At 40.5% G+C, this 19,912-nt stretch carries 23 protein-coding genes; 16 read left to right on the top strand and 7 right to left on the bottom strand.

Annotated features, from left to right (window positions below):
- Positions 1–7 precede the first annotated feature (7 nt).
- The 3 genes from cdhD to METTI_RS01225 all read left to right on the top strand — a co-directional run bounded on the left by cdhD (position 8) and on the right by METTI_RS01225 (position 3,254).
- Positions 8–1,333, top strand: coding sequence for a CO dehydrogenase/acetyl-CoA synthase subunit delta (gene cdhD / locus METTI_RS01235; RefSeq protein WP_023843989.1), 1,326 nt, complete (start codon positions 8–10; stop codon positions 1,331–1,333).
- Positions 1,334–1,336: 3 nt separating this feature from the next.
- Complete coding sequence (acsC, locus tag METTI_RS01230; protein WP_023843988.1) at positions 1,337–2,746, top strand: acetyl-CoA decarbonylase/synthase complex subunit gamma; 1,410 nt, start codon at positions 1,337–1,339, stop codon at positions 2,744–2,746.
- Between the two features lie 160 nt (positions 2,747–2,906).
- The gene (locus tag METTI_RS01225; protein WP_023843987.1) at positions 2,907–3,254 is read left to right on the top strand and encodes a hypothetical protein; all 348 of its coding nucleotides are present in this window, start codon (positions 2,907–2,909) and stop codon (positions 3,252–3,254) included.
- A gap of 28 nt (positions 3,255–3,282) precedes the next feature.
- On the opposite strand, the gene METTI_RS01220 is transcribed toward METTI_RS01225, so the two are convergent.
- The 3 genes from METTI_RS01220 to METTI_RS01215 are packed head-to-tail and all read right to left on the bottom strand — an operon-like array spanning position 3,283 to position 3,828.
- Positions 3,283–3,456, bottom strand: a complete 174-nt coding sequence (locus METTI_RS01220) for a hypothetical protein (RefSeq protein ID WP_156916227.1) — start codon at positions 3,454–3,456, stop codon at positions 3,283–3,285.
- Complete coding sequence (locus tag METTI_RS15640) at positions 3,453–3,620, bottom strand: hypothetical protein (protein WP_023843985.1); 168 nt, start codon at positions 3,618–3,620, stop codon at positions 3,453–3,455. Before METTI_RS15640 ends, METTI_RS01220 begins: the two co-directional genes overlap by 4 nt.
- 46 nt (positions 3,621–3,666) lie before the next feature.
- A complete protein-coding gene (locus METTI_RS01215) occupies positions 3,667–3,828 on the bottom strand; it encodes a hypothetical protein (protein WP_023843984.1) in 162 nt (53 codons plus the stop codon).
- Between the two features lie 336 nt (positions 3,829–4,164).
- On the opposite strand from METTI_RS01215, the gene METTI_RS01210 reads away from it, so the two are divergent.
- The 7 genes from METTI_RS01210 (at position 4,165) to METTI_RS01180 (ending at position 11,439) form a co-directional block, all read left to right on the top strand.
- Positions 4,165–5,226 carry a DUF362 domain-containing protein gene (locus tag METTI_RS01210; RefSeq protein WP_023843983.1) on the top strand — a complete coding sequence of 354 codons (1,062 nt, stop codon included), beginning with the start codon at positions 4,165–4,167 and terminating at the stop codon, positions 5,224–5,226.
- Between the two features lie 100 nt (positions 5,227–5,326).
- Positions 5,327–6,373, top strand: coding sequence for a 60S ribosomal export protein NMD3 (locus METTI_RS01205; RefSeq protein WP_048134997.1), 1,047 nt, complete (start codon positions 5,327–5,329; stop codon positions 6,371–6,373).
- 19 nt (positions 6,374–6,392) lie between these two features.
- On the top strand, positions 6,393–7,583 hold the full coding sequence (locus tag METTI_RS01200) for an ATP-grasp domain-containing protein (RefSeq protein WP_048134995.1): 1,191 nt from the start codon (positions 6,393–6,395) through the stop codon (positions 7,581–7,583).
- A gap of 108 nt (positions 7,584–7,691) precedes the next feature.
- Positions 7,692–8,189, top strand: coding sequence for a transcription initiation factor IIE, subunit alpha (locus METTI_RS01195; protein WP_023843980.1), 498 nt, complete (start codon positions 7,692–7,694; stop codon positions 8,187–8,189).
- A complete protein-coding gene (locus tag METTI_RS01190) occupies positions 8,186–8,704 on the top strand; it encodes a TIGR00295 family protein (protein WP_023843979.1) in 519 nt (172 codons plus the stop codon). Before METTI_RS01195 ends, METTI_RS01190 begins: the two co-directional genes overlap by 4 nt.
- Positions 8,705–8,798: 94 nt before the next feature.
- Positions 8,799–9,428, top strand: coding sequence for an archaeal proteasome endopeptidase complex subunit beta (gene psmB / locus METTI_RS01185; protein WP_023843978.1), 630 nt, complete (start codon positions 8,799–8,801; stop codon positions 9,426–9,428).
- A 100-nt stretch (positions 9,429–9,528) separates the two neighbouring features.
- Entirely contained in the window at positions 9,529–11,439 is a 1,911-nt protein-coding gene (locus METTI_RS01180) for a beta-CASP ribonuclease aCPSF1 (protein WP_023843977.1), read from the top strand.
- Between the two features lie 38 nt (positions 11,440–11,477).
- Here METTI_RS01180 and METTI_RS01175 read toward each other — a convergent pair whose 3' ends face one another.
- Both METTI_RS01175 and METTI_RS01170 read right to left on the bottom strand, forming a co-directional pair.
- Positions 11,478–12,371: a HEAT repeat domain-containing protein gene (locus METTI_RS01175; RefSeq protein ID WP_023843976.1), complete on the bottom strand. Its 894-nt coding sequence runs from the start codon at positions 12,369–12,371 to the stop codon at positions 11,478–11,480.
- Positions 12,372–12,433: 62 nt separating this feature from the next.
- Complete coding sequence (locus METTI_RS01170; RefSeq protein WP_048135649.1) at positions 12,434–13,087, bottom strand: HAD family hydrolase; 654 nt, start codon at positions 13,085–13,087, stop codon at positions 12,434–12,436.
- 252 nt (positions 13,088–13,339) lie between these two features.
- Between METTI_RS01170 and METTI_RS01165 the strand changes: the two genes are divergently transcribed.
- Positions 13,340–14,515: an ABC transporter substrate-binding protein gene (locus tag METTI_RS01165; RefSeq protein ID WP_023843974.1), complete on the top strand. Its 1,176-nt coding sequence runs from the start codon at positions 13,340–13,342 to the stop codon at positions 14,513–14,515.
- Between the two features lie 22 nt (positions 14,516–14,537).
- Positions 14,538–15,602: a FecCD family ABC transporter permease gene (locus METTI_RS01160; protein ID WP_023843973.1), complete on the top strand. Its 1,065-nt coding sequence runs from the start codon at positions 14,538–14,540 to the stop codon at positions 15,600–15,602.
- A gap of 49 nt (positions 15,603–15,651) precedes the next feature.
- Here the strand turns inward: METTI_RS01160 and METTI_RS01155 are convergent, their stop codons facing one another.
- The gene (locus tag METTI_RS01155; RefSeq protein ID WP_281170028.1) at positions 15,652–16,065 is read right to left on the bottom strand and encodes an ABC transporter permease; all 414 of its coding nucleotides are present in this window, start codon (positions 16,063–16,065) and stop codon (positions 15,652–15,654) included.
- Between METTI_RS01155 and METTI_RS01150 the strand changes: the two genes are divergently transcribed.
- From METTI_RS01150 to tsaA, 4 genes are read left to right on the top strand one after another with little or no spacing between them, the layout of a single operon-like run.
- The gene (locus tag METTI_RS01150) at positions 15,994–16,680 is read left to right on the top strand and encodes an ABC transporter substrate-binding protein (RefSeq protein ID WP_281170050.1); all 687 of its coding nucleotides are present in this window, start codon (positions 15,994–15,996) and stop codon (positions 16,678–16,680) included. The two genes, METTI_RS01155 and METTI_RS01150, sit on opposite strands and share 72 nt — an antisense overlap.
- Before the next feature lie 9 nt (positions 16,681–16,689).
- A complete protein-coding gene (locus METTI_RS01145; RefSeq protein WP_023843972.1) occupies positions 16,690–17,751 on the top strand; it encodes a FecCD family ABC transporter permease in 1,062 nt (353 codons plus the stop codon).
- The gene (locus METTI_RS01140) at positions 17,748–18,515 is read left to right on the top strand and encodes an ABC transporter ATP-binding protein (protein WP_023843971.1); all 768 of its coding nucleotides are present in this window, start codon (positions 17,748–17,750) and stop codon (positions 18,513–18,515) included. Before METTI_RS01145 ends, METTI_RS01140 begins: the two co-directional genes overlap by 4 nt.
- Before the next feature lie 33 nt (positions 18,516–18,548).
- Positions 18,549–18,935 (top strand): tRNA (N6-threonylcarbamoyladenosine(37)-N6)-methyltransferase TrmO, encoded by a 387-nt coding sequence (tsaA, locus tag METTI_RS01135; RefSeq protein WP_023843970.1) that lies wholly within the window; start codon positions 18,549–18,551, stop codon positions 18,933–18,935.
- Positions 18,936–19,055: 120 nt separating this feature from the next.
- On the opposite strand, the gene METTI_RS01130 is transcribed toward tsaA, so the two are convergent.
- Positions 19,056–19,907, bottom strand: coding sequence for a class I SAM-dependent methyltransferase (locus tag METTI_RS01130; protein WP_023843968.1), 852 nt, complete (start codon positions 19,905–19,907; stop codon positions 19,056–19,058).
- Positions 19,908–19,912 lie beyond the last annotated feature (5 nt).

Below are 19,912 nucleotides of genomic sequence, written 5' to 3'. Positions count from 1 at the left end.
AATGCACATGACAAAGAAAATGAAATTATCACAGCTCAGTGATATTTTGCAGGACCTCGATGTGGAGTCACTTGAAGGTGTGACCATCGAAGGTGACATCGAGCTTAATATCACAGGCGGTGGAGGTCTTAATCCTGCACTCGCTTATGCACTGGGAAATGAGATCTCCCAGATATCCCTGCACATGGCCAACATCGGAAGGATGCTTGGATTCCCTGCTGAACAGTTGTTCGCATCTGCTTTCGGACTTGGCGAGATGCCACAGCCAGAAGCACTTCCAACTTCTCCGAAGATACAGGAACTCCTTGCTTCCAAATTTGAGGTTGCAAAGGTAGACAACTGGAAGAACCCAATTCAGGAAGTAACACTTGGTGCAACATCAGGTGATGGTGGCTCAAGGAAGAGCACTGTGACCATTGGTGGAGAGAATGCACTTCCATATTACTTCGATGCAGAAATGCCACACAGAAACTACGTCACAATGGATGTTTTCGACATGCCAATAGGTATGGCTAAGGCAGTAAAAGGCAACTACGAGGATGTTATCAACGACCCTGCCGAATGGGCAAAGAAAGTCGTGCGTGACTTTAACGCAGACATGGTAACAATTCACCTTATCTCAACTGACCCGCTAATCAACGACACCCCTGCAAAGGAAGCAGCAAAGGTTGTCGAAGATGTACTTCAGGCAGTTGACGTACCAATCGTTATCGGTGGTTCAGGTAATCCTGAGAAGGACCCTGAAGTACTCGAAAGGGCAGCAGAAGTTGCAGAAGGAGAGAGAGTACTCCTTGCGTCCGCAAGTCTGAACCTTGACTACGAGAGGATTGCAAAGGCAGCAATGGACTATGGACACAACGTACTTTCCTGGACACAGCTTGAGATCAACGCTCAGAAAGAGCTTAACAGGAAACTTATGAAGCAGTGTAATGTCCCAAGGGAAAGAATTGTAATGGATCCAACAACAGCTGCACTTGGTTATGGTCTTGACTACGCTTACACCAACATGGAGCGTATAAGGCTTGCAGGTCTTATGGGCGACGACGAACTGACATTCCCAATGTCATCCGGTACCACCAATGCATGGGGTGCTCGTGAGGCATGGATGGTCTCATCCCCGCTTAACCAGGACTCTGACTGGGGACCAAGGGAGTACCGTGGACCTATCTGGGAGATCGTCACAGGTCTTGCACTCTCACTTGCAGGTAACGATATGTTCATGATGATGCACCCAACATCTGTACAGGTGCTCAAGGAAATTACACAGACACTCTACGGTTCAATCGAGTCCGAAGAGATAGACATCACCAACTGGATTGGAGCGGAGGTGTGATAAATGAAAATTAACAGTCCACTGGAAGCTTACAAATTCCTGCCAGCTACTAACTGTGGTGAATGTGGTGAAGCTACATGTATGGCTTTTGCAGCACACCTCATCGACAGGTCACACAAACTGACTGACTGTAAGCCAATCCTTGAAGCAAAATTCAAGAAGAAGTACGAAGAGCTTGACGCACTTCTTGCTCCTGAGATCAGGGAAGTTGAGATCGGTGTCGGTGACAAGATCGTAAAGATCGGTGGAGATGATGTTCTCTACAGGCACAAGCTTACATTCTTCAACCAGACCGCATATGCATACGATGTAACCGACAGCATGGATGAGAAGGATCTCGTTGAGAGGGTAAAGTACGTCCAGGACTTCAAGAAGTTCTATGTAGGAAACTTCCTCACCGTAGACATGGTTGCAGTACGTTGCACATCCAAAGACCCTGCTAAGTTTGCAGCAGCAGTTAAGAAGGTAGTTGAGACAACAGACCTGCCAATCATTCTCTGTTCATTCGATCCTGCAGTCTTAAAGGCTGGTCTTGAGGTATCAAAGGACAGGAACCCACTGCTCTACGCAGCAAACAAGGACAACTGGAAAGAAGTCGGGGAACTCGCACTTGAGTACGATGTACCTGTAACACTCTTTGCACCAGATGATCTTGACATGCTCAAGACACTGGCAAAGACCTTTGCAGAAATGGGTACCGAGAAACTTGTACTCGATCCGGGAACATTCCCAACCGGCAAGCAGCTCAAACAGACACTTACCAATTTCCTCAAGGTACGCAGGGCTGGAATTGACGGTGACCGTGAGATAGCTTACCCAATTATGGCAGTTCCGTTCACAGCATGGATGGCTCACGATGACCCTGTAAGTGCATCTTACTGGGAAACAGTGGTTGCTTCAGTATTCACCATCAAGTACGGTGATATAATGATCCTCCACAGCACAGAGCCTTATGCAATGCTGCCTGAACTGCACATCCGTGACACAATCTATACTGACCCAAGAAAGCCGGTCACAGTAGATCCGGGTATGTACAAGGTAGGAGAACCAACCGCAGATTCACCAGTTCTCGTTACAACCAACTTTGCTCTCACATACTACACAGTAGAGAGTGATATCGCATCCAACAAGATCGACTGTTTCCTCTGGGCAATTGATACCGACGGTATCGGTGTAGAGGCTGCAGTAGCCGGTGGGCAGCTTACCGCCGAGAAGATCAAGAAGGGAATCGAGGATTCCGGATTCGATCTGAAGAAGGACACAAGCCACAACACTGTTGTCATCCCCGGACTTGCAGCACGTCTGCAGGGTGATGTGGAAGATGCAACAGGTGCTAATGTGATGGTAGGTCCTGCAGATTCCGGTAGGATCCCTGGCTGGATGGAAAAGAACTGGCCACCACAGAAGAAATAATCTGATCTCTTAAACTTTGAGATGCTATGATTTTTGCATAGCATCTTTAATTTACTTTTTTGGCTATTTTTGTCGCTTTTTACTATTTTTGTTTTATCTGAAAAGATATTTCTGAACAAAAAATTATTATATTATTTGAATATCGTTAATCTGGGATAAAATGGACTTGATAGTAAGAACTCACAATAGCATGGAACTTACACGTAATGGAATGCATTGTGTCATTATGGGTGACATTGTGGATGTGAAAGACGAGCATATTGAAAAAATGGCAGAATGGGCAAACTGTTTGTGGGATTATTCTAAAATCAGTATGTGGAAAAAATCGGAATCAATGAGTCCTGGATATTTTATCCGTGATAGTGATGAAGGACAATACAAAGTTCATGTTCTTGATGATAACCAAAAATCGGATGTATTTGGCGGAAGTCGTAACGATAGTCCACAAAAGATTGATAATTGGGATAAAAAAGAGCTGCTTGCTTACGTGGATTGGTTCATAGAATAATATAAATTGACTGCGGTTTTATTCAGTATTAAAATCCGCAATCATCTATTAATATTTCCTGAAAATACTCATTGTTAAGATCTGCAGTTATTTTTGATTCAAGGTAGTTCAGGAATTCGCATTTCCCTGTTTTCTGGAAAATAATGCAGCTTGTACAGTATATTTTTTTGTTTTCTTCAGAATACCCAAGTTCCTCTATCATACACATGCTTTTACTCCATCATCGTTTATTCTGATTGTTACCAGATCTTTTGCGGAAGTAATCCTTCCGCAATCCTTACAGTAGTAGAATACATTTGATCCTATCAGCTGTCTCTTAAGTTCGGTATTGCAAAATTCACAGCACAGACTTTCTTCTATTTTCATGTTTCTCCCACGCTTAAAATTGGCAAATATGGTCTATATGTCTGCTTTATTTTGCACCCATTCCACCTATCATGAAACGTGCAAACTCTATGTCTTCCTCATCCATATTGTTTCTATACTGACCGTTTTTTATCAGCTTGAGACCGGCTTCTGATGCGCCTATTGTGGAATTTGCATATATTTCCATACACTTTTTTATATTTTTCATTTTTTCTCTCCTTTTTTCTTTTCTCAAACTCTAATACTCCATGCACAGATATATACAAGATGCATATAATCTATTTATATCTGTAAAATATATATAGATATTTGTGTTTTGGGTACTTTTTGTTTCTAACAAATTGGGAGCTTCATTAATTGCGTTTTTAAGGATATTTTATTATTTGTGCTGTCTCTGTTATTGAATAATTAGTCTGTTTTACATCAACACATGTTTAATATATTTATTATTATGTATTCTAATATATAAAATACATGGTCTGTCCACATAACTGAAGTATGTATAAATATGTTAGATTGTAAACCATATACTGGAGAAGAATTTATGAGCCAAGTTTTTTTCAAAGCTGCAGAGGACATCGGTCCTATGAATACCCAGATAGATCAGGTAACTAACCTGTTTCCGGAAATATCGCCAGTTTCCGAAGGTGATATTGTTGCCATAAAAATACATCCCGGAGAACTTGGAAACACGACTTATGTTCGCCCCGTGATAGTAAAGACAGTTGTGGATATTGTAAAAAAAGCAGGCGGCATTCCGTTTGTCACCGACACTACTGTACTCTATCCCAGCAAGAGATTCAATGGTGTAGATGTTCTTAATACGGCTGCTACTAATGGTTTTTCCCTGGGGACTATGGGTGCTCCATTTATCTGTGCTGATGGTATTCATGGTGATGATTCAGTTTATGTTGATATAGGCGGGGAAGTTATTGACAGTATTACAGTTGCATCAGCAATAGCAAGTGCAGATTCTATGATCGTGATATCCCATTGCAAAGGACATCCTGCATCAGGTTTTGGTGCGGCTGTCAAGAACTTGGGGATGGGTTGCCTGGACAAGGCAGGAAAGACTGCGGTCCATAAAGTAGCAAGACCTTCTATAGATGTCGATAAATGTGTTGGATGCAGAAAATGTGTTAATATCTGTCCATGGGATGCTCTTTCTGTAGTAGACGGAAAAGCAATTGTGGATCATGATTTGTGTCGTGGAGAATTAGCATGTTTTGCCAGTTGCAATTTTGGTGCCATTGTCCCTCCTGCAGATTCTCCGGTACGGATGCAGGAAAAGCTTGGTGAAGCAGCTTATGGTCCCATCAAACTACTCTCAGGCAAGATAGGATATATTAACTGGATATTTGATCTCACTCCCGGATGTGACTGCTTTAATTTCTCATCTCCTGCATTTGCCGGGGATATTGGAATTACAGCATCTAAGGATCCGGTAGCTCTTGATAAAGCCAGTCTTGATCTTGTCAACGAAAGAATGAAGCATGATGGTGGAGGCTGTGTCAACAACGTGTGGGGAATAGACCCTATGATACATCTGGAATTTGCTGAGAAAATAGGTATCGGAAGAATGAATTATGAATTGATACGTAAATAATTTAGATTCATGATTGTGAATCATGATTTTACCTAATGTTCCTGGAACATAATTATATCTGAGCGAAAACAATATTTAACTAAGCATGGTATCAGAGCCGATGAACAATATCGTATGCCCAAAATGCGGAAAATCCACTACAAAGCTATTCCATGGTCGCTGTAAGGAGTGTTTTCTGGAAAATTTCACTCTTGCTGAAATAGCACCTGTAATGCATGCGAAGTTATGTCCTACTTGTGGGGCCCGCAATGTAAAGAATAAATGGGTAGACCATGGCAGTCTCGAAGAGATAGTAATACGTACTGTAGAGGATGCACTTTTTGTGCATGAAATGGCAGAGGATATAGAGGTATATATTGAGCCAAGGGCACAGACTCCTTACCTTTACAAAGTTCATATTGAAGTTGATGCTTTATTGCTTGATGAGATGTTCCATCAGGAACTTAAAACAGAAGTCCGGGTAATCCGTGAGTCATGCGATATGTGTAGCAGAATATCAGGTGGCTATTTCGAGGCCATACTACAGATACGTGCCACCAACCGTATTCCATCTGACGAAGAGAAACAGGAATGTATTAATATAGCAGGTTCTGTCCTTGAAAGGTTGATTAATAAGGGTGACAGGCTTGCATTCATATCCAGTTCCCTGGAACTTAAGGAAGGTACTGATCTTTACGTTGGCTCTTCTAATGCAGCAAGACATATCTGCAAGGAAATAACTTCTCATCTGGGTGGAAGTTTTTCCGAGTCAGCTTCTTTGCAGGGAATGAAAGATGGAAAGGATATCTATCGCATAACTTTTTCGTTACGCCTGCCGGAATTTATGCCTCAGGATATTATTGATCACAAAGGAAGGATCATTGAGATTAGGAAGTTCTCAAAAAATGTAACCGGAATAGATGTTGAAACCGGAGCTCGTTTTACAGCTACTCCTGAAGAAATTAATGGTGCAACACTTATTGCAAAGAGAAAGGATCTTCCAAAAACAATGCTAGTTGCAATAGAAAATGAAGACCTGATGGTGCTTGATCCGGATACTTATGAAACAGTGACAGTCAGGAAACCTGTAATGTTCTCTGCAGATCCGGGAACTGAAATACCTGTTGTTAAGACTGAAAAAGGTCTCCTTGCTATTGCTGACCTTTAATTATCTGGTCTGTGGAATTATGATGAACATACTAGTAATTGGTTTTAGCACCCGTAGTATTGTTTGTTCGGGTTTCAGGGCCGGATACAACATGTATGCTATTGATGCTTTTTGTGACCATGACCTGCAGCAATGTGCAAAAGGTTTTGTAAAACTGGATATTGGTGAAGGTTTTGATGCAAGTAAAATCAGGCTTGATGAAATTACAGGGCTAATAGAAGGATTTGGCGTTGATTTTGATGCTATAATTCCGGGTTCAGGTTTTGAAACCATAGGTTTTGAAAGACTTCCATACTGGATTCTTGGAAATGATCCACGGATAATGGCAGAAGTATCTGACAAACATCTATTTTCTATTTTTCTGAAAAATAGAAGGATAGCTCATCCCGAAACCGTGCTTCTCCAAGATATTGGAATGCTGGAGTTTCCGGTAATGGTAAAACCTGCATGTTCAGGTGGTGGAATATTCAACATGAAAGTTAAGAGTCCGGAAGATCTTTTACTTCTGGGAACAAAGTTGAATGAAGCTGGGATGCCGCCTGGTAAGAGCAAGATAATAGCACAGGAATTTGTTGAAGGCATTCCGGCAAGTGTTTCGGTTTTATCTACAAAGGACAGGGCTGTTGCAATCGCTGTGAATGAACAGCTTATTGGTACGTCCTGGCTTACTGAAATGCCGTTTGCATATTGCGGTAATATAACTCCGTTTGAAACTCCGCATGCATCGGAAATGAAATATATTGCTGAAAATGTGATACTTGAATTAGGACTTGTGGGTTCCAATGGTGTTGATTTTATAATTACAGATGATGGGCCTGTTGTGATCGAAGTGAATGCACGTTTCCAGGGTAGTCTTGACTCGGTTGAAATGGCAACGGGCATCAATCTTCTGGATGCACATTTGAAGGCATTTGAAGGAATTATTGAGATGTCTTCTGAAATAAAAGACGAAAAAGAAAATAGCAGTAAAAATAAGTATGCTGGGCGAGGCATTTTATATTCGGACAGGAAAATGTTAATGACTGAAACTGTTCGGGATATGCTGCTTGAAATAAATGTATGTGATGTTCCGGTTGCAGGTCAGGCTATTGGAACTGATGAACCTGTTATATCTGTGTTGAGTTCGGGAAAAAGTCGTGATGAAGTTATCTGTAAGATGAAAGATAGCGTCATGTTTATACGTGAATCATTGAATTTACTTGAATCCTGAATAATGACTTTAAACAGGTATTGATGTTTTGTATCGGACAGAATTCCCAAGCAAAGGTTAATATTTAAGTAAATTGCATTAAACATGCACATCATGAGGTGAAATTTTTTGATAGATTTGAATGATCCGGTTGTCAGAGGTTATCTCGTCCGGCTGGTGGGTGAAGATGGACTGCAGATGGTAGAGAACATGCCCGAGGGCGAAGTTACCGATGAACAGATTGCAGAAGCCACTGGTATTCTTTTGAACATAGTCCGAAGAACCCTTTTTATCCTTAATGAAAACAAGCTTGCAATATGCAGACGTGAGCGTGATTCCAGTAGTGGGTGGCTTACTTACCTCTGGACACTTGATATGACCGATATTGGACCTCAGCTTCTTAAAGAGAAGAAAAGACTTGTAAAGAACCTCAAGTCCAGAGTTGAGTTTGAAGAGGAAAATGTTTTCTATGGTTGTCCTGAAGGTTGCATCCGCCTGAATTTTAATGAAGCTACTGAATGTGAATTCCTTTGCCCTTACTGCGGCGAGGATATGATGTATGAGGACAATGCTGAATTTATCAATAAGATTGAAAAGCGTCTTGCATTCCTTGGCAAAGAAAAATGATCTCCAGGGAAGCTGCTCTTAATATTTTGAAAGAATCTGGATGCAATGATAAAGTTATAGCTCATTGCATTGCAGTTTCAGGTGTTGCTCTGGAACTTGCAGCCGGGATGAAATCTCAGGGAAAGGATCTTGATCTTGATCTTGTGGAAATAGGAGGTCTTCTTCACGACCTTGGCAGAGCCCAGAGCCATGGAATTGATCATGCTGTTCTTGGTGTTGAACTTGCAAAGTCTTACGGTCTTGAAACTGAAATACAGGAAATAATCAAAAGACATGTAGGTGCAGGAATCACGCGGGATGAAGCAAGGGATTTGCATCTTCCGGATGATGATTACATTCCTGTAACTCTGGAACAGAAGATTGTGGCTCATGCTGATAACCTTTTAGTGGGTACTAAAAGGATCTCCATTGAAAAGCGTATGCATAAAATGGAAAAGAAAGGGATGAACAGGGAAAGCATCAATCGTGTGAAGGCACTTGCTGAGGAAATTGGAATTATACTTGGCAAGGGATAAATATATATATAAAAATTGCTAATGGATAACTGATGCATGTCATGCATTGTACATTTTTCAATTTATTTTCTCATTTTTGTATGAGGTATAATTAATGGTTAATGATAAACATTACAAAGGTACAACCACTGTAGGGATAGTTTGCAAAGACGGTGTTGTTCTTGCAACCGAACAGCGTGCAACAATGGGGAATTTCATTGCAAGTAAAACTGCAAAGAAGGTATACCAGATTGATGACAGGGTTGCAATGACCATTGCAGGCTCCGTGGGAGATGCACAGCAGATCGTAAGGGTCATGAGTGTAGAGTCTAAGTTGTACAAAATGAGGCGAAAAGAGTCCATGACCATTAAGGGTCTCACAACACTCTTATCCAACATGCTCAGTGGACAGAGATACTATCCTTTGATGGTGCAGCTTCTTGTTGGTGGATATGACAAGAACGGACCTTCAATATATTCACTTGATGCCCTTGGTGGTAGTATAGAAGAAACAAAGGCTGTATCCACCGGCTCAGGTTCCCCGTTTGCATATGGTGTACTTGAGGACAGGTACAGAGAGAATATGTCCACAGAAGAAGGTGTTGAACTGGCTGTTAGAGCACTTCACAATGCAATGAAGAGAGACTCTGCATCCGGTGAGAACATTGATGTGGTTGTTATTAACGAAGATAAATATACAAGACTTGATATGGATGAAGTTAAGAAAATGAGGGAAGAATTCTAAATAGGTTCAATACTCCTTTAATTTTTCATTTAGCTAATATTTTAAATATAGTTCTTTTAACTATATCATTTTTCACTTTTTTATAAGGAAGGCTGTTTTAATGGCGGTAGAAGAAGTACTATCTGATCTGAAGAAGAAAATAGAAGAAAAATTACCTAGCGGTACTACTATTTCTAGTGTTGAGTTTGAAGGCCCCCAGTTAGTTGTTTACACAGAAGAGCCTAAAAAGTTTGCAGATAACGGTAATATTGTCAGGAACCTGGCAAAAGCACTGAGGACACGTATTGTTGTACGTCCTGATCCAAAGGTGCTTATGCCACCTGAGGAATCAATTGATAAAATATTAAAAACTGTTCCGGAAGAATCAGGTGTTTCCAATTATCACTTCGATCCTGATGTAGGTGAAGTGATAATAGAAGCTGAAAAGCCCGGTCTTGTAATTGGAAAACATGGAGAGACTCTCAGGGAGATAACTAAAAAGATAGGATGGACTCCTAAAGTTGTGAGAACTCCTCCTATAAAATCACGTACAGTACAAAACATACGTGAGTTCATGCGTACCAATCACAAAGAGAGAAAAGATATTCTCAAATCAGTTGGAAGAAAGATCCACAGGGGATGCACTTCCAAAGATGAGTGGGTACGAGTAACCTCTCTTGGTGGCGCAAAAGAAGTAGGAAGAAGCTGTTTTATTATATCAACTCCTGAATCACGCATAATGATAGATTGTGGTGTCAATGTCGGTTCTGATGACAACATGACTCCTTATCTCTATGTGCCAGAAGCATATCCAATCAACCAGATTGATGCTGTGGTACTGACACATGCTCACCTTGACCACCAGGGTCTTGTTCCACTTCTTTACAAGTATGGATTTGAAGGACCAATTTACTGCACCCCTCCAACAAGGGATCTCATGGCATTGTTGCAGCTTGACTACATTGATGTAGCTGCAAAGGAAGGCAAGAGGCCTCCTTACGCTTCAGCGGATGTCAGGGAAGGACTGAAACACACAATTGTTCTTGATTATGAGGAAGTGACAGACATTGCTCCTGATATCAAACTTACATTCCACAATGCAGGACACATTTTAGGTTCTGCGGTATCCCACTTCCATATTGGTGACGGTCTTCACAATGTTGTTGTCACAGGTGACTTCAAGTATGAGAAGACAAGACTTTTCGATGCAGCAGTTAACAGGTTCCCACGTGTTGAGAGTGTTATCATGGAATCCACATATGGAAACTCCAATGCAACACAGCCTTCACTTCAGGAAGCTGAACAAAACCTGCAGAACATTGTCAATTCCACACTGAAGAAGGATGGAATCGTTCTAATCCCTGCCTTTGCAGTAGGAAGAAGTCAGGAAGTAATGATAGTTCTTGAGGATGCAATACGTAAGGGAATCATACCAAATGTTCCTGTTTATCTGGACGGTATGATCTGGGAAGCAACTGCAATCCATGCAACATATCCTGAGTATCTTAATAATGACCTGCGTAAGCTTATTTTCCAGAAAGGTCAGAACCCATTCCTTTCAGAGTGTTTCAAGCCCGTAGATTCCAATGAACTGCGCCAGAAGATTATCGAGGAACCACATCCATGTGTAATTCTTTCCACATCAGGTATGATGAATGCAGGTCCGGTTATCGAGTATTTCAAAGCATTTGCTGAGAATGAGAATAACACACTTGTTTTCGTAGGTTATCAGGCTGATGGAACTCTTGGTAGAAGAATCCAGAAAGGATGGAAGGAAATTCCAATTTCTACAAGAGAAGGCACCCATGTTGTAAAAATGAACATGAATGTTGAGGTTGTTGATGGTTTCTCAGGTCACTCAGACAGGAGACAGCTTATGTCTTACATCCAGAAGATGAAGCCACGTCCAGAAAGAGTCTACACCGAACATGGTGATGAGCGTTCATGCATAGACCTTGCAAGTTCACTTCACAAAAAGAACAAGCTTGAGACAAAAGCACTTACAAATCTTGAAACAGTACGGTTGGTATAACCGTATCTGTTCTCTTTTTTAAAAATGGGATCTCAGATTTAATTGGACATATTTGTAAAATTGAAGTCTGTAGTATAAATGCGACTTTCGACATCACCATCATCATCAACTGTATATAGGTACGTAAAATTCATATCTTCCAAGTCTGTTACATTATACCGGCATACTGGCATTACTGCGACTCCACAATAGACAAATCTTACAGGCACCTGATTTATCCCTTTCTTTCTTGCTTCTGTATCATAAATTTGATAAATCACATTCATTTCGGAGATTTCAGGCTCAACGTCACTTGCAATTTCTATATAACCACTTTTGATATTATAGCTTCTCATGATAGTTGTAGCATTTTCAATTATAGGTGAACCATTGTTCAAACTGAATTCATCCATTATTTCACCTACATTGTTCCTGTAGAGCCTTTGATCTTCACTCAAAGGGTATGGAAGCTTTCCATAACTTGCATAAACGTTTTCTTTATCGTTTTCTACTTGATCAAACACATATGCAACATGGTAAAAGATAAGTCCGTCATCACCATAACTGAGATTTGCAAGAGGCATGAGCATAGTTTCGTTGCCAATCTCTCCAAGAGCAAGTATTGATGCCATTCTCACAGTTTTCTCTTCTCCTTTGTCCAGAGAAATGTTAAGCAAGAGTTCAGAAGCCTGGTTATTTCCAATCGTTCCAAGGACTTTAATTGCATTTTTCCTTTTTTCGACTGGATTGTTATTATTGCTGGTCACCTGCATCAGGGATGAAATTGTATTCTCATCACCTTTTTGTGAAAGTTTTTCTATTGCAGTATTCTTTATACTCGCATTTTCATTGTCCAGATCATTTATCAAAGAATCCACAGAATTGTCTTCAATGCAGCCGGAAAATATTATTAACAGAGTACACAAAATAAGTATGGTGGGATAAAATTTCATATAGGTATGGAAATACCTAAACTAAATAAACTTTTTGAGCAGAATCATTTTATTTTTTTAATTCATAAACTACTGTCTTTCAAATCAGTCAGGTACTCAATAAGTTCAGAATGATTCCTAACTACAAAATCAGCTTCCTTAAGCTTAGATTCATCAAGATAAGTCGGAACTCCTACACAAAAGACCCCTGCATTCTTTGCTGATTCTACCCCAAGAGGTGCATTCTCTACAACTAGACATTCATCTTTACTGAGTCCTAGTTTTACAATTGCTTTCTCATAAGGCTCAGGGTCAGGCTTTCCATTTTCAACATCTTCTCCGGAAATAATAGCGTCAAATACTCCCGGATAGAACTTATCCATAAGTGATGTAACAATTGTCCTGTCGGCACCTGATGCAACTGCTAGTTTGAACTTGTTTTTAAGGGAACTGAGGCAGTCATACATACCTTCAAAAACTTCGGCACGGTTATTTTCAAGGAAATGTGCTCTTTTCTTTTCGAGTATTTCAGCATAAATCTCAGGTTCCGGTGTCCTTCCGGCTTTGCCAAAAAAGATGTTAATGACTCCTACATGATTTGAGCCTTCAATCTCATAGATGTCTTCCTCGGTAACTTCGATACCGTATTCTGCAAAAACTTCTACCCATGCCTTTGCATGAAATGGCATCGAGTTAACCAGAACTCCGTCGGAGTCGAAAATTATACCTTTAATCATGGGTCTTTCTTGAAGATGTTTTCTGATAAACATTGTGGATAAACCCATTGTTTATGTTGTTAATTTGAAAGATTCTTTATTCTCATTTTTTAGGAGATCATAATATCATTTGTGCTTCTTTTCAAAAAGAATCTCCTATAATAGTTTAATACGATTGCATATAAGTCTCATCCTAATTATTGTAATCTATTAGAAAAACATATATAATCTAATAATATACTGCATCTGTTACTTTTGAATAGGAGTACTATCATGAGTGGAAGCAAAAAAATTCCAGTAACTTTTTTAATCGCACTAATTATGGTTTCAGCCTTTGTTTCAGGATGTGTGGATGATGATGTTGCGCCCCAAAGCATCCAGGCACAGGAAGAAGCCATAACGGAATCAAAAACAATTACTGTAACAGATTCAGTAGGGAGAACGGTTGATGTGCCAAAAAATCCTGGGGCTGTAATTTGTTCAGGCGGTGGTGCACTTAGATACCTTACATACCTTGAAGCACAGGGCAAGATTGTCGCAGTTGACAGCATGGAATACAAAGTATCTGTGGGCAAAGCATACGCTGTTGCAAACAACTATTTTGAGGACTATCCAACCTTTGGTAAATACGGAGGCGAGAACCTTGAAGCTATTCTGACCCTTGACCCACAACCGGAAGTCATTTTCCAGATATATGCAGCAGACGGATACGACCCTGATGAATTACAGGACAAAACAGGTATTCCTGTGGTTGCACTCGCAGAGGGGGACATGGTAGAAGAAAGAGAAGACATGTACCAGGTACTTCGCATAATGGGTGAGGTAATGGATAAAGGGGAAAGAGCTGAAGAAGTAATATCTTTTATGGATGCAGAGATAGCAGACCTCAATGAACGTACAGTAGATGTGCCCGATGAAGAGAAGATATCATGTTATGCCGGTGGTGTAGGTAGTTCCGGTTCATACGATTTCCTGAATACCGACTCACATCATCCTTCACTCTATTTCATCAACGCAAAGAACGTAGCATATAATCCTGACAATATGAGCGTGGAGAAAGTCTCAAAAGAAAGCATACTTGTATGGGACCCTGAAATCATATTTTTAGAACTGCGACCCAGCATGTTCTATGGAGAGAATTACGCCCCTTACCAGCTTGAACATGATGAAACCTACCACCAGCTTTCAGCATTCCAGAATGGAAATGTTTACGGAGTGCTGCCTTACAAGTTCTACTCACACAACCCTGATACTGCACTTGTAGATGCATACTTTGCAGGAACTATTCTCTTCCCGGAACAGTTTGAAGATGTTACAGTTGAGGATAAAGCTGCAGAGATCTATGGATTCCTTGTATGCGAAGGCGATGAAGAAAAAGGAAAGTCCGTTTTTGAGACTATGCTGACCATTTCCGATACACCTGCATACGCAAGCATGGAATTTGAATAGATAGATAGATAGTGGTGAGAAAATGAACTATGTGCAAGGGGACATAGCCAGTCAATACAAAGAGCACACCGGCAGGAAAGCAACCTGCATAATAGCAGGGATTGCGCTTGTCATGGCAATTGCAGTAATTTCAATAGCAACGGGAACTGTAGCTATTCCAGTTACAGATGTAGTAAGGACGCTTACAGGTTATACGGTTTCAACCACCTTTGACAGTATAGTCTGGAACATACGCCTTCCTCAAATACTCACAGCTATTGTAGCAGGTGCCGGATTGGCTATTACCGGAGTGGTTATGCAATCTATTCTACGTAATCCTCTTGGTTCCCCTTTCACATTAGGTATTTCAAACGCTTCCGCCTTTGGAGCAGCATTTTCTATTATGCTCCTGGGCACAGGAAGCACCAGCAGTAGTGATATAATCATAAATAACCCCTACATAACAACTATCGCTGCATTCTCATCTGCGATGCTTGTTACTTTTGTCATCCTCATGTTTGCAAAATTAAGAGGAAATACCTCTGAAACAATGATACTCGTAGGAGTGGCAATGGGCTCTCTTTTTTCAGCAGGAACAATGTTCCTTCAGTACTTTGCGGATGAAACTCAGCTATCATCTATAGTGTTCTGGGCCTTTGGGGACACAGCAAGAGCAAGCTGGAGTGAACTTGGACTTATTTCTGCTGTTGTTATTGTAGCAAGCATATATTTTGCATTGAACCGCTGGAAATACAATGCCATCGATGCAGGCGATGATACTGCAAAAGGCCTTGGAGTGGACGTGGATAAAGTAAGAATCAGGGGGATGATGTGTGCTTCCCTTGTAACAGCCACAACCGTGGCATTCCTTGGAGTCATCGGTTTTGTGGGACTAATTTGTCCTCACATGGCACGGCGGCTTATTGGTGACGACCACAGATTTCTTTTAACAGGCAGTATCGTAGCTGGCTCACTACTACTGCTTAGCGCTGACACCATAGCCAGAGTCATAATACAGCCATATCAGCTTCCGGTTGCTGTTCTTACATCTTTTTTGGGAGCACCTGCATTTATTTATCTTATACTGAAAGGAAAACGAATTAGGTGAAAATTTAAGCAAAAAACTTGCTTATTTGCAAAAGTAACTTTCCTATAACTTATTCAAGCAATCTGCTAATGGAAATTGAAGCAAGGATTACAAGAACGAAAGTGATTACAGACAGAAATGCTATGTCATCAGGAATATTTGAATAATCTCCGGTCAGAAGAAGGGCTCTAAGTGCATCAACCACATAGGTTAAAGGATTAAGTTTAGACACAGACTGAAGCCATGGTGGCATCAGGGTTATGGGATAGATTGCATTGCTACCAAAAAACAATGGCATAGTTATCATCTGGCCTATTCCCATCATCTTTTCCCTGGTTTTCAGCAATGATGCAAGGCACATAGAGAAACTTGAAAAACACATTGCAAGCAAGATTATCAGACAAAAACCGGGATTCCTGTAATATACATGGACGGAGGGGATCTGGCTGATGGGGACAGGGAAATCCTGTATGAAACCTGGCAAATCTATGGAAAAGTTCTGGGGAAAACTGACAGGGCAAATGAATTGCAGGAATATACTGAACAGGTGATAGCAGACCTTAATACAAGAACTGAAGACATTTCTGATGAGGAAAAACCAATTGCATTCCCATGTGGCCTTTCGTATAGAGGTGGACGTGGATTTCTTTCTACTCAATACCCATTTGCATCTTTTGATTTCATAAATGCCAAGCACGCTCTTGAAGAAGGTGGAGTAGATAACGAGAGCATTGAATCATATGCCTTCATTGTGAGCCAGGAAAACCTGTTTTCATGGAATCCTGATGCAATATTTGTTGATCTTTCAAATCTGGATACTGTGGTTTCTGATGTAGAAAGAAACCCATCATACAAAGATATCAAGGCCTTTGAAGAGAACAATGTTTATGGATTCCTGCCTGTTTCTTCATATTCACGTAATTACGAAAATGTGCTTATAAATTCATACTTTATGGGTAGTGTCCTTTATCCTGATAATTTTGAAGATGTTGATATCGATGAAAAGGCTGATGAAATATATGAGATGTTCCTCGGGGAAGCTGCATACGATAAAGTGAAAGAGGAATTAGGGGGCGGTGTCAGGCAACTTTCGTTCTGAGGGTTGAAAATGTTCCAAAATCAGGTTCTGGATGAATACAGGAAAGATATAGGGCAAAAATTGTTATTCACAATGTCAGTACTGATTTTGCTGACTTTGCTTACAATATATGCCATATTGAACGGTCCTGTTAAACTGACCTACGCAGAGATGTACGCCGTATTCACAGGTCAGATTGTTAGTGGTACTGCCTACAATATAATATGGAATATAAGGTTGCCACAAATACTAACAGCTATCGTTGCCGGATCAGGTCTTGCTATATCAGGTGCTGCTATGCAGAGTGTCCTTAAAAATCCGCTTGCATCACCTTTCACACTTGGAATATCACATGCAGCTGCATTTGGCGCTTCCTGCTCCATTGTCCTGCTGGGGACCGGAACCGCATACAGCACCGGAGCTGTTGTCCTTGATAACCCTTATATCACCAGTATTTCAGCCTTTACCTGTTCACTATTTTCCACAGCTGTGATTCTGGCACTTGCAAAAATCAAGAAAGCAACTCCTGAGATAATGATACTTGCAGGAATAGCACTGGGGTCGCTGTTTACTGCTGGTACCAGTGCAATACAGTATTTTGCTGAAGATACGCAGATTGCTTCTGTAATTTTCTGGCAATTCGGGGATGTGAGTAAGACTACATGGACTGAACTGGGACTTATCTCATTATTTGTTATCCCGGTTTCAATATGGTTTGCATATAACAGCTGGAATTATAATGCCTTGAACTCTGGGGATGACACAGCTAAAAGTCTGGGAGTTGATGTTGATAAACTAAGGATGAGAGCCATGATAGGAGCATCTTTTGTTTCTGCTCTGATAGTTTCTTTAGTAGGGATCATAGGATTTGTGGGACTTGTTGTGCCACACATAGTCCGCAAGATAATTGGTGGAAACGAAATGCTTTTACTTCCGGTTTCATGCATAATTGGGAGTTTACTTTTGCTTGCATCCGATACCGTGGCAAGAAACATCATTGCGCCACAGGTCCTGCCGGTTGGTATAATAACATCTTTCCTGGGTGCTCCTCTATTCATATACCTGATTATCAAGGGGAGGGAATACTGGTGAAAATAAACATAGAAGGACTTGAATTCAGTTATAATGGAAAACCAACATTGAAAAATATGAATTTAAAGGTTGACAAAGGAGAGTTTCTTTCAATAATTGGGCCAAATGGTTCAGGAAAGACTACATTTCTCAAATGTATGAATAAAATATTGAGTCCTAAGAAAGGATCAATTCTTATTGATAAGTATGACCTGAATAAACTGCACAGAGAGGATATTGCAAGAATAGTTGGATACATCCCCCAAGCTGAAAGAGGAGCATTTCCTACATCTGTTTTTGATACAGTGCTTATGGGAAGAAAACCCCACATGAAATGGCTTCCAAGCTCAAAAGATCTGGAGATAGTATCAGATGTCATAGACATGATGGACCTGAGTGATTTTTCAATGAAGAATATCAACGAACTGAGTGGGGGACAAAGACAGAAAGTAATAATTGCAAGAGCACTCGCTCAGCAGCCAAAAATACTTTTGCTGGATGAACCGACAAGTAGTCTTGATCTTAAACATCAACTGGAAGTTCTTGAAATCACAAGGGAGCAGGCCAATAATGATGTTACTGTTGTTATGTCCGTACATGATCTCAACCTTGCAGCAAGATATAGTGATAAAATACTCATGATGAAAGATGGAGAAATATTCCATGGAGGTGGAACTGATATTCTTACACCGGAAAACATAGAACCTGTTTATGGAGTGAGTGTTGATGTAAGACGTGATTCTGACCAGATATGGATAATGCCGAAAAGAATTGCTTGTAAATGAATATTAAAGGTGAATAACTATGGGTGAATAATTATGGAATTTAAAAGTATAGGAACGATAAAAAGCTCATTCAGTGAGCCTGCTGTACCAGAAGAGATGCGCAAAGAAAACAGCGTTATTCTTGTTAATGAAGAGTTTGAAGATGGACTATACAAAATAGAAGAGAGTACACATCTTCAGGTGCTTTTCTACTTTGATAAATCAAAAGGTTATGAACTGATAGCAGAGAGAAGGGTTGGAGGCTTGAAAGGTGTATTTGCCTCAAGAACTCCCGGAAGGCCAAACCCAATCGGAGTTACTGTAGTAGAACTAATTGAAAAAAGAGGGCGGGAACTGGAAGTTAAGGGTCTTGATGCTATTGACAACACACCTGTAATTGATATTAAACCCTATGTGCCTGTTTTTGATGAGTCTTCCTGAAGCTTCATCATGCATTTCTTCATTACCTGTGACCTGGTAAAATATGGAAGGGAGAAAAGAGGGGGATATCGACTTTTCTCCCATAAATAAGGAACAGGTATTAACACCTGCTCCTTATCATCAGTTATTTTCTGTATCCCACCAGATTCTGACACGTCTGGTAGATCCATCATAGATATAATTCCCGTTCTCTTTTTTGAGCTTCTCTTGCAGATATTCTTTCAGAATAATTCTGTGTTCATCATTTCCAAGAGCGAAATGATCTGAAAGATTAGCAACTGCTTCCTCTAAAGTTTCGTAGCTTTCTTTCCTGTCAAATGTGAATACTTCCATATTCGGATGAATTCCCATCTGGTAAAGCACATTATAGAGTATGTCTGAATGTGGTTTGGAATAATATTCAGTCCCGTGAAGTTTTGGCCAGAGCTCAATGAAATGTTCATCTCTGGAATTGCTTCCTGCAAACCAGTAGAGATAAACTTTTCCTGAAGCTACTGCAAGCATATCTTCTATTGCTTTTTGGATGTCTGGCATTCCAAGAGAAAAGGATGCTATAATAGTATCATAAGGTCCATGGAGGTCATTTTCAACATCGATATCCTCCCACTTTTTCTTGATTAGGGAGATATTGTCACGCTTATATTCAGCTATATTGTCCTCAAAAACTTCTATCATGCCTTTGGAAGGCTCTACAGCAGTAACGTGTTTTACCTTTTCAGAAAGTGGAATTGCAAGCGAACCCGGGCCAGCACCAATATCAAGGACTTTTGAATCAGGAGTTATATCGAGGTCACTGATTACATCACGTGCTCTTTTCTGGTTGTCTCTAAGGGACATTTCCCAGAAACGTTTTGCACTTTCCTTTTCTTCCCAAATGGAAGCACACTCTTTTCTGTTACCACTTTCCAGATGCTTTTTCATCTGGTCAGTCCATACATTAGCCCAGTTTATTTTCCGGTAGTCCAAATCCATAGTAT

It is taken from the genome of Methanolobus tindarius DSM 2278 (assembly GCF_000504205.1).
Taxonomy (GTDB): Archaea; Halobacteriota; Methanosarcinia; order Methanosarcinales; family Methanosarcinaceae; genus Methanolobus; species Methanolobus tindarius.
Note: the sequence above shows the minus strand (reverse complement) of the source record. Positions and strands in the feature narration are given on the sequence as shown.